The sequence below is a fragment of the Agarivorans litoreus genome (assembly GCF_019649015.1).
GTDB lineage: Bacteria > Pseudomonadota > Gammaproteobacteria > Enterobacterales > Celerinatantimonadaceae > Agarivorans > Agarivorans litoreus.
In genome coordinates, this window is the sequence record NZ_BLPI01000001.1 from 2,125,001 (window position 1) to 2,140,193 (window position 15,193).

Sequence of the window (15,193 nt, forward strand, 5' to 3'; positions counted from 1 at the left end):
GATAAGCCCCAACATACAAATAACAAACACTAATGTATAAGCAGAAAAGAAGCCCCATACGGCTTCTAATACTCGGTCGGGCAAGGCTTTATTTGCCAACTTAATTTGATACACCGCACGAGGATGAACCAAGCGTTTTAGCTCTCGCATACCCTGCAGACTTAAAAGAAATACCCGAATTACCTTTAAGCCACCACCGGTCGAACCAGCACAACCGCCAATAAAGCTAGAAAATACTAACAACACAGGCAAAAACAACGGCCACTCAGAGAAACTGGTGGTAGTAAAACCGGCTGTCGTTGAGATGGACACAGATTGAATAAAGGCTTGGTCTAGCGCAACCGTGGGAGAGCTATAAACTTGCTGGGCTAATAAAATAGCCACACAAATCAAGGTTAAGCTAATTTGAATAAAGAAAAACGCTCGGCACTCAGGGTCTAGAAAATAGTACTTAAAGGTGATGTTGCGACCATTTACCGCGGCAAAGTGTAAAGAGAAATTAATCCCAGAGATAATAAGAAACACCGCACAGATGGTATTAATGAGAGAACTATCGAAGTGACCAAGGCTGGCGTCGTAAGTAGAAAAACCACCAATAGCAATGGTTGAGAAAGCGTGACAAATGGCATCAAACAACGACATACCCGCCAACCAAAATGCCACCGTACAACTAATCGTGAGAAACAAATAGATGTACCAAAGCACCTTGGCGGTTTCGGCAATTCTGGGGGTCATCTTTTTGTCTTTAACTGGACCAGGAATTTCGGCGCGATATAGCTGCATGCCCCCAACCCCAAGAATAGGCAATACCGCAACCGCTAATACAATGATGCCCATTCCACCCAGCCATTGCAGCATTTGCCGGTAAAACAAAATACCTTTAGGCAGATTTTCGATACCAACAATCACTGTGGCACCAGTGGTGGTTAAGCCAGAGAATGATTCAAAGAAGGAGTCGGTAACCGACATGTTGGGGTTTTCGGTAAGAATAAACGGCAGCGCACCTACGCTACCCAGCACCGTCCAGAATAGAACAACAATGAGGAAGCCTTCTTTGGCTTTAAGTTCAGTTTTTTGATGGCGTTGTGGGAACCACAATAGAAAACCCGCGCTAACACACAATGCAAAGGCGGCCATAAAGGCCTTACCAGCACCATCTTTATATACCGCAGCGACAATAGCCGGAACGATCATAGCGAGACTAAATAGCATTACTAGAAGTCCAACGATCCTAATAATCGCTCTGATCTGCATCCGTGTCGTATCTCTTTCTAAATAAAGTTAATGCTGCATATCTTGAAGTAAAGCGTTGCACAAGACAACTTAAGACAGCAGCTTCCCTACCTTAATCTGCCCACTTGAGAGGTTAATCAGCTGTTGTTTGAAAGCTGCATATTCACTAAGCGGTAAACTAACCTGCATCTTCGCTAGGCTAGAAAACTGAGTATCAAGCTTAAGCGCATGATGGCGCTCGAGCATACTCTCTACTTGGGCTGTATAGGCATAATCAAATTCTAAGCTGCACTCTCCACAAGCTACCACACGCTCAGATTCAACTAACTTTAATGCCTGCTGAACGCCACCGCCATAAGCTTTAACCAGGCCACCAGTACCAAGTTTAATGCCACCTGAATAGCGAACAACCACCGCCAGAATTTGACCTAAGCCACTTCCCTGCAATTGGGCTAACATAGGTTTACCCGCTGTCCCCGAGGGTTCGCCATCATCACTAAAACCCAAACACTGGCTATCGTTAGGGTGACCAGCCACAAAAGCCCAACAATGATGACGCGCTTGTGGATGTAACTGTTTTATTTCTTCTAACTGTTGCTGTGCTTGTTGGCGATTAGCAACTGGAATAATCAAGCTAATAAAACGGCTACGTTTGATTAACTCTTCGCAGCTCACCGTTTGCTGCGGTTTAAAATAATCATTTACTGCTATTGCCAATTTTGCTCTCGCGTTAGGTTGTTACAAGCCAGCGCGGTAACCACAACATTGTCTTCTATACGAATACCGCCAAAGCGACGCATTTCATCAACCCTTGCCCAATTAATCAAGCGAGTATGCTCTGATTCGGCCAATTCGCTTAACAAGCTTTCGATAAAATATAAACCGGGCTCTATGGTAAGCACTTGGCGAGGTTCAATCATGCGAGTACAGCGCAAAAACGGATCACTGGCCGGTGCAGCTTGTACATCGCCGTCTTCATCTTGCATAAAACCCCCTACGTCATGCACCTGCAACCCTAAGTGATGACCCAAACCATGTGGGAAAAAACAACGTGTAATACCTTTTTCTACGGCGGCAGCAGCACTGCAATATACAAACTCAAAATCCACTAACAGCTTGGCTAACTGTCGATGCGCTTTAAAGTGCAGGTCGGTATAGCGATACCCGGGTTTTAAATCAGCAATCAAAGCCAGCTGCAGTTTGTCCATTTCAGCCACCAGCTCAGCAAACAGTCCTTTACGGTAAGCATAGGTGCGGGTGATGTCTGCCGCGTACCCCCGATACTCAGCACCAGCATCAATCAACATTGAATAATGCTGTTTCTCGGCAAGCTTACTGGCACTTAAAGCGGTGTAATGAAGAATTGCCGCATTTTGATTCATGCCAATAATGTTTGAATAAGGAAGTGAGTATTCACTTTTTCCCAAGCTAGCTAAATAGGCTAAGTTAATTTCAAACTCTGAAGCACCAGCGAAAAACAACTCTTTAGCGCTAAGGTGGGCTTTAACCGCACGACGGTTTGCCTCATGAATGCATTCAAGCTCGTAGTCGGTTTTGTAAGCGCGGTAATAATGCAGGTAGTTAAGTACTGATTCTGGGTTTCGCTCCCCAATATCCAAAGCCTCGGCTAACTCTGGATGCTCGCCGATGTAGGCACATCGTTGTCGTTTAACTGGCAGGAAGGGCTCAATATCTTGTGGATTAGCCATGCGCTTAATCTCAAAACTATCTACCCAAAAGCCTTCCGGGTCACCTGCCGTTTTATGCCAGTAGTCACTTGGCTGATGATAAATCAATACCGGCTTGCTTGTGCCATCAACCACCAGCCAACAGTGTGGATGCTCTGTAAGCGGCAGCCAATGTTTGAAATGCGGGTTTGTTTTAAAAGGATAATGCTGATCATCCAAAAAGGTTCGTAGAGGGTAACCCGAGTGAATGATTAAAGCGTCAAGCTCCTCACGCTCTAATACATCTGCAACACGTTGCTGCAATTGTTCAATATGCTGAGAAAACAGTTGATGAATAGTTGGCATAGCACCCTCTCTACGACTATTAATTAGCTATTTAGTTATAGCGCATTTAATAAACATATAGTTGGATCTAGAGCAGTTAATTGATGATTTATTAAGGAAATAAGCCAACCACTCACAAACGGTTTTGTGCGGCAAGCAACAAAATATCAAACAAGTGTTTTAAATGGGTGTTATATTTGTTTTAATGTTTGAGTAACAAATTGATTACAAGTTTATCTCTAACCCCTACACAAAACTGGTGCAATGCACACCAGCTACAAGGAGAGCAGAATGATATATCAAGGCGAGAACCTTAGTGTTCGTTATATTGCCGACGGTATCGCTGAACTAACATTCGATGCCAAGCAAGGAAGTGTAAATAAGCTAGATAAAAGCACTTTAGTATCGCTAGATGAAGCTATTAGCGCGTTGCAACAGCAAACAGAACTAAAAGGCTTATTGCTTAGTTCGGCAAAAGACGCCTTCATTGTTGGTGCTGATATCACCGAGTTTTTGGGTTTGTTTGCACTGCCAGAAGAAGAACTAGGCGCTTGGCTAACTAAAGCCAATGACATTTTTAACGCCCTAGAAGATCTGCCTGTACCTACCGTTTCCGCGATTAATGGTTACGCACTAGGTGGCGGCTGCGAATTTATCCTTTCTACAGATTTACGTATTGCCGAACCTAGTGCACGCATAGGCTTACCCGAAACCCAACTGGGCATAATGCCTGGCTTTGGTGGCACAGTGAGATTACCCCGAGTAATTGGCGCCGATAACGCCATGGAGTGGATTACTACCGGTAAAAACTACAAAGCAGCAGCAGCACAAAAATTTGGCATGGTAGACGCTGTTGTCCCCGCAGAACGATTACATGATGCGGCTTTAGCCATGCTGCAAGATGCCATCAGTGAAAAAATTGATTGGCAGAATCGTCGCCAAGCTAAACTATCGCCCCTCGCATTAAATAAAATAGAAGCCATGATGAGCTTTAACTGCGCCAAAGGTATGGTTATCGCAAAAGCGGGGCCACACTACCCCGCTCCTATCACTGCAGTTAAAACCATGGAAAAGGCAGCAGCTTGCGGACGTGAAGAAGCTTTAGCCTTAGAAGGCAAATACTTTATTGGCTTGGCAAAATCAGATGTTGCTCAAGCCCTGGTTGGTATCTTCCTAAACGACCAACAGCTAAAAGGTTTAGCTAAAAAGGCCGCTAAAAATGCCCAAGCTATTAATCAAGCCGCAGTACTAGGCGCTGGCATTATGGGTGGTGGTATCGCTTATCAAAGCGCTAGCCGCGGCGTACCTGCGGTAATGAAAGACATTAACCAAGCAGCACTAGAGCTTGGCATGAATGAAGCAACCAAGTTACTCAACAAACAGTTAGAGCGTGGTCGTATAGATGGTTTGAAAATGGGCAAAATCCTTTCAGCCATTAATCCAAGCTTAAATTATGAGTCTATCGCTAATAGCGACATCGTGGTTGAAGCAGTGGTTGAAAATCCAAAAATTAAAGCAGCAGTACTACAAGAGGTAGAACAGAAAGTCTCTGCCGATACCATTGTTGCCTCAAATACGTCCACCATTCCTATTTCGCTATTGGCTAAAAATTTAGCTCGCCCAGAAAAATTCTGTGGCATGCACTTCTTCAACCCAGTGCATCGTATGCCATTGGTTGAAGTTATTCGCGGTGAAAAGACCTCTCAAGAAACCATCGATAGCGTAGTAGCTTACGCTGCCAAAATGGGCAAAACCCCCGTGGTAGTTAATGACTGCCCAGGCTTTTTTGTAAACCGTGTATTGTTCCCTTACTTCTTTGGTTTTACTCGCCTACTTCAAGATGGTGCTGACTTTGTAAAAGTAGACAAAGTCATGGAGAAACAATTCGGTTGGCCAATGGGCCCAGCTTACCTGCTTGATGTGGTAGGTATTGATACCGGCCACCATGCTGGCGCAGTGATGGCTGACGGCTTCCCAGAGCGCATGAGTAAAACCGGCGAAGATGCGATTGATGTTATGTACCAGGCTGAACGCTTTGGCCAGAAAAATGGCTTAGGATTTTACGCCTATACCAAAGACCGCCGAGGTAAACCGAAAAAGGATGCCGATCCGGCCAGCTATGATTTGCTCACCAAAATTTGCAAAGAACGTTACGACTACGGCAGTGAACAGATTATTGCCCGCATGATGATTCCAATGATTAACGAAGTGGTGCGCTGTTTAGAAGAAGGCATTATTCAAAGCCCTGCCGAAGCCGATATGGCACTGGTTTATGGCTTAGGCTTCCCTCCATTCCGTGGTGGTGTATTCCGCTACCTAGATACCATGGGCTTAGATAACTACGTAGCTCTTGCAGATCAATACGCTGAACTTGGTCCACTTTATCAAGTTACCGACGGCCTCCGCGCTAAAGCAGCAGCGGGCGAAACTTACTACGGCAAGCAAGGTTAATGGAGGAATATAAAATGAAAGAAGTAGTGATTGTAGATTGTATTCGTACTCCTATGGGCCGCTCTAAAAACGGGTGTTTTAGACATGTACGTGCCGAAGACTTGTCTGCTCAGCTAATGAAAGGCTTGGTAGAGCGTAACCCTAAGCTCGATCCCAATGACATTGAAGATGTTTACTGGGGTTGTGTGCAACAAACCTTAGAGCAAGGCTTTAACGTTGCGCGTAATGCCGCATTGTTAGCCGGCTTGCCGCATTCAACCGGAGCTGTCACCGTAAACCGTTTATGTGGTTCGTCGATGCAAGCCTTGCACGACGCCGCACGCGCTATTATGGCCGACCAAGGTGATGTATTCATCGTAGGTGGTGTTGAACACATGGGCCACGTGCCAATGAATCACGGGGTAGATTTTCACCCTGGCATGGCTAAATCAGTAGCAAAAGCTGCGGGTATGATGGGCTTAACCGCCGAGTTGCTGTCGCAAATGCACGGGATTAGCCGTGAAGCCATGGACGAATTTGGCGCCCGCTCACACCGTTTAGCTCACCAAGCTACGCTAGAGGGTCGTTTCGCCAACGAAATCTTCCCAGTAGAAGGCCACGATGCCGACGGTACCTTAAAGCTAATTGAAACAGACGAAGTGATTCGTCCAGAAACCACAGTAGAAGGTTTGTCTCAACTACGCCCGGTATTTGACCCAGCAAACGGTAAAGTAACCGCAGGTACCTCTTCAGCACTATCAGACGGCGCATCGGCCATGTTAGTGATGTCGGCAGAAAAAGCCGCTGAGCTTGGATTAACGGTACGCGCAAAAGTACGCTCTATGGCCATTGCGGGCTGCGATCCGTCGATTATGGGTTACGGCCCGGTGCCCGCGACCCAAAAAGCACTTAAACGTGCCGGTCTAAAAGTTGAAGATATCGATTTATTCGAACTTAACGAAGCCTTTGCTGCACAGTCTTTACCTTGTGTGAAAGATTTAGGCTTGATGGACCAAGTAGACGATAAGGTAAACCTAAACGGTGGCGCCATTGCTTTAGGTCATCCTTTGGGCTGTTCTGGCACGCGAATCTCTACAACGCTAATCAACCTTATGGAAGCCAAAGACGCCAAACTGGGTGTTGCCACTATGTGTATTGGTTTAGGCCAAGGCATCGCGACAGTGTTTGAACGACCATAAAGTCTAAAAAATAGCTGTGAATGGGAGCATTAAGCTCCCATTTTTTTTGCTTAAATAGAGCAAGCGTTTTTCCCAAGCCCGTTGTTTGTTATTCTTAGGCCATAAACTCTTCGAAAAACAGAATTGAGGCTCATGGTTATAGCTAAACAGTTATTGGTAGTGGATGATGACTTAGAAATTCGCAGCTTACTTGAACAATATTTAAGTAAGTCAGGTTTTGACGTGATTAGCGCCAACGACGGTGAAGAGATGGCAAAGTTACTAGAGAGTAACGACCCAGAGTTAATCATTCTTGATATTATGTTACCCGGCGACGATGGCTTCACCCTTTGCCAAAAAATTCGTCGTACCTCAAATGTGCCAATTATTATGCTTACCGCTAACTCAGACGAAATGGACCGGATTGTAGGTTTAGAGTTAGGCGCAGATGATTACATTGGTAAACCCTTTAACCCTCGCGAATTATTAGCACGTGTAAAAGCCTTGTTGCGCCGTTCTCAAGTTACCGCGAATGCGCAACAAAATACCCGCTACATTCGCTTTGGCCTATGGCGTTTAGATAGCCAGACTCAGCAACTTGAGCATGAAGACGGGGACAAGCTTGAACTATCAAGTAGTGACTACCGCCTGTTACAACTGTTCTTACAGCATCCTAACGAAACCCTGGATCGCGATACGATTAGCGATGCCACCCGCGGGCGCGAAAGCTTGCCAATGGAGCGTGGCATAGACGTACAAATTTCTCGTTTGCGCCAGCGCCTCAAAGACGATGGCAGCAATACCCGCTTAATTAGAACTATTCGCGGTGTAGGTTACATGATGGTGACACAAGTGAGCCATGAAGTTTAAGGCCTTCTTAAATCGAATAAAGCCCAACTCCTTACTAGCGAGAATGCTACTACTATTGCTATTAGCAATTGGCCTAGCGCAGGGTGCCAGTAGCTTTATTTGGTTTTACCAATTACGCCAATCCGAGTCTGATGGTTTGCGTTCAACCTCGCAAAACTTAGCCTTGAGTTTGGCTTCTACGGTGACCTTTTTTGAGTCTTTACCTTCTGAATATCGCCACATTGTGCTTAATCAGTTGCGCAAAATGGGCGGCACCCGCTTCTTTGTTTCACTTAATAAAGAATACATTCACATTGACTCCATCCCCGATAGTCACCGTAAAAACATTGTGATTCAAACCGTGGGAGAAGTACTGCATCGCGAGCTCAATCGCAGCCCAATGATTGATGTAGACTTTTCCATGCCCGACAAGCTACATGTACTAAAAAACGATATATTACTTAAAGACCTACCCTCTTCTTGGGCATCACATACTCTGCAAGTTCAACCGCTTAATCCACCCATTTTGGTGACTCAAATAGAGCTAGAAAGTGGCGAGTGGATTTACTTAGCTGCATTATTGCCCGCACCCTACATGACCTTGCAAGACAACCTGTTACCGCAAGATCGCATCATGTTCATCGCCTTGATGACTTTTTTCTTGCTACTGTTCACCTTTATCTTAGTTCGCCGTCAAACTCGCCCACTGCGCCGTTTGGCCAAAGCGGCTTCACGTTTAACCATCGATTTATTTCAACCGCCATTGGTGGAAGAAGGCAGCGATGAAATTCGCAAAGCCACCCGCGCCTTTAATACTATGCAGGGTAAACTGAAGCGTTATATTGAAGATCGAGAATTATTATTTCGCTCTATTTCTCACGACTTAAAAACGCCGATTACCCGACTACGCTTGCGCGCAGAATTGCTTGATGATGAGAAGATAATCGATGCCTTTAACCGTGATTTAGACGAGTTAGAGATCATGGCAAAGGGTGCTTTGCAAACAGTTAAAGATACCGATATTCATGAAAACTTAAGTGATATCAATATAATGACTCACTTAAAACACTGCATTGAACCGTTCTTAGGCAAAGTAGTGGTATTTGGTGAAACTGACAATCCTTATCGCGGAAAACCGTTAGCGATAAAGCGCTGCATCAGCAACCTTGTAGAAAATGGCATTAAGTACGGCAACGATATTGAGATTTATTTGCTCGATGATGATGCCGAGCTTTGTTTGCTATTTGTTGATCATGGCCCTGGTATTCCGGAAGAGCGAATTAAAGAAGTATTTAACCCCTACGTACGCTTAAGCAAAGACGATTCTGGCTCTGGTTTAGGCTTGGGTATTGCCCGCAACATTGCCCATGCTCATGGTGGTGACATCACCCTACAAAACCTCCCTCAAGGAGGTTTAGAAGTAAAACTCCAACTACCTCACATTAAATAAGCCTTTTGTAACAACTTAGTTACAAAAGGTTACTTTGTTATCAAGCTGTTTCATCTAGTCTATTAAGTAGCCAATCAGCGCAGTAAGATTGGTGAAATAAGGAATGGAATTCACAAAAAAATAACAAAGGCATCAATATGCGTAAATATGCAACTCTCGCCTCTACCCTGGCACTTACTGGCGCTATTAACCTTGCTTATGCAGGGGAAGTAGAAGTTCTTCACTGGTGGACTTCGGGTGGTGAAGCCAAATCTGTCGGCGTGCTAAAAGAAATGTTAGAAGCCCAAGGGCACTCTTGGAAAGACTTTGCTGTAGCCGGTGGCGGTGGTGAAAGTGCGATGACAGTACTAAAAACTCGCGCGATCTCTGGTAATCCACCAGCAGCAGCACAAATCAAAGGTCACGACATTCAAGAATGGGCAGATCTTGGATTTTTAAGTAACCTGAATGACGTAGCTAAAGCCGAGAAGTGGGATGAAGTTGTTCCAGCGGTAGTAACTAACGTAATGAAGTTTAACGGCGACTATGTAGCCGTTCCGGTAAACGTGCACCGCGTAAACTGGTTATGGGCTAACCCTGCAGTATTTGAAAAAGCAGGCGCCAAAATCCCTACCACAATGGATGAGTTTTTTGTTTCTGCAGAAAAACTAAAAGCGGCGGGCATTATCCCATTGGCTCACGGTGGCCAAGCTTGGCAAGACGCCACAGTATTTGAAGCCGTGGCTTTAGACATCTTAGGTTCTGAGGATTACAACAAAGCGTTTGTGATGCACGACGATGCAGTGCTTAGCAGCGACAAAATGGTTGAAGTATTTACCGTTTTCAAAAAAATGAGTAACTACATCGATAGCGACTCTCCAGGCCGTGATTGGAACATTGCCACCAGCATGGTAATTAATGGCCAAGCCGGTATGCAAATTATGGGAGACTGGGCGAAAGGCGAATTTGTTGCCGCAGGTAAAGAACCAGGCAAAGACTTTGTTTGTTTACCAGCGCCAGGTACCGACGGCCAATTTACCTTTAACATCGACAGCTTTGCCATGTTTGAACTAAGCAACGCCGATAATGTTAAAGCGCAAAAAGCCCTAGCTAAAACTATTCTTACTCCTGAATTCCAAGAAGTATTCAACTTAAACAAGGGCTCTATTCCAGTGCGTACCGATATGGATATGGGCAAGTTTGACAGCTGTGCTTTAGATTCAATGGCTACCTTTAAAGCCAGTAACCAATCGGGCGACCTAGTGCCAAGCATGGCGCATGGCCTAGCCACTACTGGTTACGTTCAAGGTGCCATTTACGATGTAGTGACCAACTTCTTTAATGATCCAGACGGTGACCCTAAAGAAGCGGTAACGAAGTTAGCGCGTGTAGTTAAAGCCGCTAAATAAGCCTTAAAACTCCGGCCACCCGGCCGGAGTTTACCTTTGCTATCCCCATGTTAGTTTGAACACGGAGTTCGAACGAGGCTGTACTATGTTTAATACTCTGCAAAAATGGTTGCCTAAAATCATTCTGTCGCCGTCGATATTTCTGGTTACAGTGTGTATTTATGGCTACGTAGCTTGGACTGGCTACCTATCGTTAACCCATTCTCGCTTTTTACCCAACTTTAAGTGGGCGGGTTTACTGCAATACCAAAAATTGATGGAGAATGACCGCTGGGTTACTTCATGCATTAACCTGCTGATTTTTGGCGTATTGTTTATCATCATCTCAATTATTTTAGGCACCTTGTTAGCGATATTTCTGGATCAGAATATTCGCCAAGAGGGAGCGATCCGCACGATTTACCTTTACCCAATGGCGCTGTCATTTATTGTGACCGGTACTGCCTGGAAGTGGATTTTAAACCCCGGTTTAGGTTTAGAAAAAATGATGCATGACTGGGGCTGGACCAGCTTTGAATTCAACTGGCTAGTGAGCAACGACATGTCGGTGTATACCTTAGTGATTGCAGCCGTTTGGCAATCCTCCGGCTTTGTAATGGCAATGTTTCTGGCTGGCTTACGCGGCATAGATTCAAGCATCGTAAAAGCGGCGCAAATCGATGGCGCAAGCATGCCCACCATTTACTGGAAAATCATTCTTCCCTGCCTGCGCCCGGTATTCTTTAGTGCGGTAATTATCACCTCACACATCGCGATTAAGAGCTTTGACTTAGTAACCGCCCTAACCTCTGGCGGACCGGGTTACTCCTCGGATTTACCAGCACTGTTTATGTATACCCACGCCTTTACTCGCGGACAAATGGGCTTAGGTGCGGCCAGCGCCATGATGATGTTAGGCGGCGTACTCGCGATACTCGTGCCGTATTTATACTCTGAACTACGTAACCGGGAGCAATAATCATGACTAAATTTTCTCCGGGACGTTTGTTCATCTACTTCATCTTAATATTGTTTTGTGCCATTTATTTAATGCCGCTACTGGTAATGTTATTAACCTCGTTTAAAACCCTACCGGATATTCGTGGCGGCAACCTGTTGTCGCTGCCAGAAGTATGGGTATTTGAAGCTTGGTTTAAAGCTTGGGGAAGCGCCTGTACAGGGGTAACTTGTGAAGGGGTGAAAGGCTACTTCTGGAACTCCTTTAAAATGGCCATTCCTGCAGTATTTATCTCTACCCTGATCGGCGCTTTAAACGGCTATGTCATTGCTCACTGGCGGTTTAAAGGTTCAAACTTGTTTTTTGCCTTAATGCTATTTGGCTGCTTTATTCCCTTCCAGGTAATTTTGCTCCCTATGGCAGCCACCTTAGGTAAATTTGGCTTAGCCAATACCACCACCGGTTTAGTATTTGTGCATGTGGTTTATGGCTTGGTATTTACTACCCTGTTCTTCCGTAACTTCTATGTATCGGTACCAGGAGAACTAGTAAAGGCAGCTAAGTTAGATGGCGCAGGCTTCTTCACCATTTTCTTCAAAATAATGCTGCCTATCTCCAAACCTATCATCATGGTTTGCATCATTTGGCAGTTTACCCAGATATGGAACGACTTCTTATTTGGCGTGGTGTATTCGGGCTCAGACTCGCAGCCTATTACCGTGGCGTTAAACAACTTAGTAAACACCAGTACTGGTGTTAAAGAATACAACGTAGACATGGCCGCCGCGATTATCGCCGCGTTACCAACCTTATTGGTTTATGTTGTTGCAGGAAAATATTTTGTGCGCGGCTTAACCGCTGGCTCAGTAAAAGGATAAAAATTAATGGCGACCTTAGATATAAAACAACTTTATAAGCGCTATGGTAAAAACGGTCCCAATACCCTAGAAGATATTAATATCTCCATTGAGTCGGGTGAGTTTTTGATCCTAGTTGGTCCTTCTGGCTGTGGTAAATCTACTTTAATGAACATGATTGCCGGCTTAGAAGAAATTACCGCCGGAGACATTTGCATAGATGGCAAAGTAGTAAACGACGTAGACCCTAAAGACCGCGATATTGCGATGGTGTTCCAGTCTTACGCGCTTTACCCCAATATGACCGTACGTGGCAATATTGAGTTTGCCTTAAAAATTCAAAAAATGGATAAACCAGAACGCGATAAAGAAATCACTCGTGTCGCCCAATTACTGCAAATTGAGCACCTGCTAGATAGAAAGCCTTCGCAGCTCTCGGGTGGCCAGCAACAACGGGTATCAATGGGCCGCGCCTTAGCGCGTCAACCCAAGATCTACTTGTTTGATGAACCTTTAAGTAATCTAGATGCCAAGCTACGAGTTGAAATGCGTCATGAGATTAAAAAGCTACACCAGCGCTTGGGCACTACCATCGTTTATGTAACCCACGATCAAATTGAAGCCATGACACTCGCAGATCGCATCGCCGTGATGAAAGATGGCCAGCTACTACAGTTGGGCTCACCAGCTGAGATTTATAACGACCCAGCAGACATGTTTGTTGCTGGCTTTATGGGCTCACCAGCGATGAACTTCTTACATTGCAGTGTGGAGCAAAGTGAGCAAGGTTTAGTAGGCACTTTAGTGTGTGACCAACAACAATCACACACTATTCCACTGCCAGAACACTTAGCAAAATACGCCGGTAAATCGGTCGTGGTAGGTATTCGCCCAGAGCAGATTACCCATGTGAATCCTTACAAACAAGACAAGCCATTAGTCACAACCTTAAACCTAAAACTGGGTGTTTTAGAACCTACTGGCCCCGATACCATTGCGCTGGTGACACTAAACGACAAAGAAATTAGCTGTCGTTTAGACCCTGATAAACCTGCGGTGATGGGCGAAAACCTAGACTTGATGTTTGATATGTCGAGCGCCGTGTTTTTTGACCCTAATAACGAACAGCGGATACGTTAAGTAATACACTAGGGTCTGTTGATCTTTGCTGATGGTTTTTGCATCAATTTATTAGCCATTTAGGCAAGGCAGTGAGTGTGCAGTTAAGTGCGCTTAATAATCACTCGCTAACGCTAAATAAATGGCTAAGAAATGCTGCCCGAAGGGTTCGGATAAGCGGGCTTTACTCTTTGTTAAGCACTTCTTACTTAGCCCACTAGGCCTCTAAGTGCTCGCCGCGATTAAAGCCCGCTTATCTCGAACAAAATTTCAACACCAAAGATCAACAGACCCTAGCAACAAGAGGCTTCGGCCTCTTTTTGTTGAGTTTTCTGCACCTTATTCCACTGCCATATTGCTCACTCTCTGCGCAATGGTCAAAGTTGACAGCTGACACCTCGCTTTTAGCTGGTATACAATAACGCTGTAGGTAGCACAAAGAGACCGCAGTAAATGAGCAATAACATAGAATTCAATCAAGCTGACCACCAATTAGATGCCTTAGGTTTACGTTGTCCTGAACCCGTTATGATGGTGCGTAAAGCCATCCGCAGTATTGATATTGGCGAAACCTTGTTAGTGCAAGCCGACGACCCATCAACTACTCGCGATATGGTAAGTTTTTGCGAATTTATGGATCACACCTTAGTGGCTAAAAAAACTGACCAAACCCCCTTCCAGTATTTGATCAAGAAAGGCAGTTAGCTTAGTTTTTTCAAAAAAGTCTAATTTATCAGCAATTCCCCGCACAACAGCACTAGGGTCTGCCTGCTTGCTAGGGTATACTCCGTCAGTTATAAAACCGATTATTTTTCATACGCGCGACACTAATCATGCATAAATACGATATTAAAACCTTTCAAGGCCTTATTTTGGCCTTACAGGACTACTGGGCCCGCCAAGGCTGCGTAATTGTTCAACCTTTAGACATGGAAGTAGGTGCAGGCACCTTTCATCCGCAAACCTTTTTGCGCTCTATCGGTCCAGAACCGATGTCTAGTGCTTATGTACAACCATGTCGTCGCCCAACCGATGGCCGCTATGGTGAAAACCCTAACCGCTTGCAACACTACTACCAATTTCAGGTAGTGATGAAGCCATCGCCAGACAACATTCAAGAGCTTTACCTAGGCTCTTTAGTTGAGCTTGGCATTAACCCAGAAGTTCACGACATACGTTTTGTTGAAGACAACTGGGAATCACCAACACTTGGTGCTTGGGGTCTAGGCTGGGAAATCTGGTTAAACGGTATGGAAATTACTCAGTTCACCTACTTCCAACAAGTTGGTGGCTTAGAATGTTCGCCAGTAACCGGTGAAATCACTTACGGTTTGGAACGCTTAGCCATGTACATTCAAGGCGTAGACAGTATCTATGACCTAGTGTGGACAGATGGCCCAATGGGCAAAGTGACCTATGGTGATGTATTCCATCAAAACGAAGTAGAGCAGTCTACTTACAACTTTGAACATGCCGACACCACAGCCTTATTCGCCCAATTTGATCAGTGTGAAAAAGATAGCCAAAAATTAATCGAAGCAGGCTTACCATTGCCAGCTTACGAACAGGTAATGAAAGCCTCACACGCCTTCAACCTACTTGATGCTCGCCATGCTATATCGGTAACCGAACGTCAGCGTTTCATCCTACGAGTTAGAACCCTTTCTAAAGCTGTAGCCGAAACGTATTACAGTGCTCGTGAAGAGCTTGGTTTCCCATTATGCAAAGACAAAAAATAAC

The 15,193-nt window shown here is 45.0% G+C and carries 13 protein-coding genes (1 of these 13 only partly in view); 10 read left to right on the forward strand and 3 right to left on the reverse strand.

Annotated elements, in window-relative coordinates; genetic code table 11:
* The 3 genes from K5L93_RS09860 to pepQ form a co-directional block, all read right to left on the reverse strand.
* On the reverse strand, window positions 1–1,254 hold the 5' portion of the coding sequence (locus K5L93_RS09860) for a TrkH family potassium uptake protein (protein ID WP_220719630.1). The gene continues 204 nt to the left of window position 1, outside the view; 1,254 of the gene's 1,458 nt are visible here — the first part of the coding sequence; the start codon lies at window positions 1,252–1,254; its stop codon lies beyond the left edge, outside the window.
* Between the two features lie 69 nt (window positions 1,255–1,323).
* The gene (locus K5L93_RS09865) at window positions 1,324–1,950 is read right to left on the reverse strand and encodes a YigZ family protein (RefSeq protein WP_220719631.1); all 627 of its coding nucleotides are present in this window, start codon (window positions 1,948–1,950) and stop codon (window positions 1,324–1,326) included.
* The gene (pepQ, locus tag K5L93_RS09870) at window positions 1,941–3,266 is read right to left on the reverse strand and encodes a Xaa-Pro dipeptidase (RefSeq protein WP_220719633.1); all 1,326 of its coding nucleotides are present in this window, start codon (window positions 3,264–3,266) and stop codon (window positions 1,941–1,943) included. The genes K5L93_RS09865 and pepQ overlap by 10 nt, the downstream gene beginning before the upstream one ends.
* Before the next feature lie 270 nt (window positions 3,267–3,536).
* Between pepQ and fadB the strand changes: the two genes are divergently transcribed.
* The 10 genes from fadB to glyQ all read left to right on the forward strand — a co-directional run bounded on the left by fadB (window position 3,537) and on the right by glyQ (window position 15,192).
* Complete coding sequence (gene fadB, locus K5L93_RS09875; protein WP_220719636.1) at window positions 3,537–5,696, forward strand: fatty acid oxidation complex subunit alpha FadB; 2,160 nt, start codon at window positions 3,537–3,539, stop codon at window positions 5,694–5,696.
* 14 nt (window positions 5,697–5,710) lie between these two features.
* Entirely contained in the window at window positions 5,711–6,874 is a 1,164-nt protein-coding gene (gene fadA / locus K5L93_RS09880; RefSeq protein WP_220719638.1) for an acetyl-CoA C-acyltransferase FadA, read from the forward strand.
* Window positions 6,875–7,006: 132 nt separating this feature from the next.
* Window positions 7,007–7,723 carry a response regulator gene (locus K5L93_RS09885; protein ID WP_220719639.1) on the forward strand — a complete coding sequence of 239 codons (717 nt, stop codon included), beginning with the start codon at window positions 7,007–7,009 and terminating at the stop codon, window positions 7,721–7,723.
* Complete coding sequence (locus tag K5L93_RS09890) at window positions 7,713–9,152, forward strand: ATP-binding protein (protein ID WP_220719640.1); 1,440 nt, start codon at window positions 7,713–7,715, stop codon at window positions 9,150–9,152. Before K5L93_RS09885 ends, K5L93_RS09890 begins: the two co-directional genes overlap by 11 nt.
* A 137-nt stretch (window positions 9,153–9,289) precedes the next feature.
* Entirely contained in the window at window positions 9,290–10,540 is a 1,251-nt protein-coding gene (locus tag K5L93_RS09895; protein WP_220719641.1) for an ABC transporter substrate-binding protein, read from the forward strand.
* Between the two features lie 85 nt (window positions 10,541–10,625).
* A complete protein-coding gene (locus K5L93_RS09900) occupies window positions 10,626–11,498 on the forward strand; it encodes a carbohydrate ABC transporter permease (protein WP_016400294.1) in 873 nt (290 codons plus the stop codon).
* Between the two features lie 2 nt (window positions 11,499–11,500).
* On the forward strand, window positions 11,501–12,355 hold the full coding sequence (locus tag K5L93_RS09905; protein WP_220719643.1) for a carbohydrate ABC transporter permease: 855 nt from the start codon (window positions 11,501–11,503) through the stop codon (window positions 12,353–12,355).
* 6 nt (window positions 12,356–12,361) lie between these two features.
* Window positions 12,362–13,474, forward strand: coding sequence for an ABC transporter ATP-binding protein (locus K5L93_RS09910; protein ID WP_220719645.1), 1,113 nt, complete (start codon window positions 12,362–12,364; stop codon window positions 13,472–13,474).
* Between the two features lie 432 nt (window positions 13,475–13,906).
* Window positions 13,907–14,158, forward strand: coding sequence for a sulfurtransferase TusA (tusA, locus tag K5L93_RS09915; RefSeq protein ID WP_220719647.1), 252 nt, complete (start codon window positions 13,907–13,909; stop codon window positions 14,156–14,158).
* Window positions 14,159–14,286: 128 nt separating this feature from the next.
* Entirely contained in the window at window positions 14,287–15,192 is a 906-nt protein-coding gene (gene glyQ, locus K5L93_RS09920; RefSeq protein ID WP_016400289.1) for a glycine--tRNA ligase subunit alpha, read from the forward strand.
* Window position 15,193 lies beyond the last annotated feature (1 nt).

Coding starts and splice junctions, on each gene's coding strand:
- K5L93_RS09910 (WP_220719645.1), top strand. CDS start 12,362: ATGGCGACCTTAGATATAAAACAACTTTATAAGCGCTATGGTAAAAAC.
- glyQ (WP_016400289.1), top strand. CDS start 14,287: ATGCATAAATACGATATTAAAACCTTTCAAGGCCTTATTTTGGCCTTA.
- fadA (WP_220719638.1), top strand. CDS start 5,711: ATGAAAGAAGTAGTGATTGTAGATTGTATTCGTACTCCTATGGGCCGC.
- K5L93_RS09890 (WP_220719640.1), top strand. CDS start 7,713: ATGAAGTTTAAGGCCTTCTTAAATCGAATAAAGCCCAACTCCTTACTA.
- K5L93_RS09895 (WP_220719641.1), top strand. CDS start 9,290: ATGCGTAAATATGCAACTCTCGCCTCTACCCTGGCACTTACTGGCGCT.
- fadB (WP_220719636.1), top strand. CDS start 3,537: ATGATATATCAAGGCGAGAACCTTAGTGTTCGTTATATTGCCGACGGT.
- K5L93_RS09885 (WP_220719639.1), top strand. CDS start 7,007: ATGGTTATAGCTAAACAGTTATTGGTAGTGGATGATGACTTAGAAATT.
- K5L93_RS09905 (WP_220719643.1), top strand. CDS start 11,501: ATGACTAAATTTTCTCCGGGACGTTTGTTCATCTACTTCATCTTAATA.
- K5L93_RS09900 (WP_016400294.1), top strand. CDS start 10,626: ATGTTTAATACTCTGCAAAAATGGTTGCCTAAAATCATTCTGTCGCCG.
- pepQ (WP_220719633.1), bottom strand. CDS start 3,266: ATGCCAACTATTCATCAACTGTTTTCTCAGCATATTGAACAATTGCAG.
- tusA (WP_220719647.1), top strand. CDS start 13,907: ATGAGCAATAACATAGAATTCAATCAAGCTGACCACCAATTAGATGCC.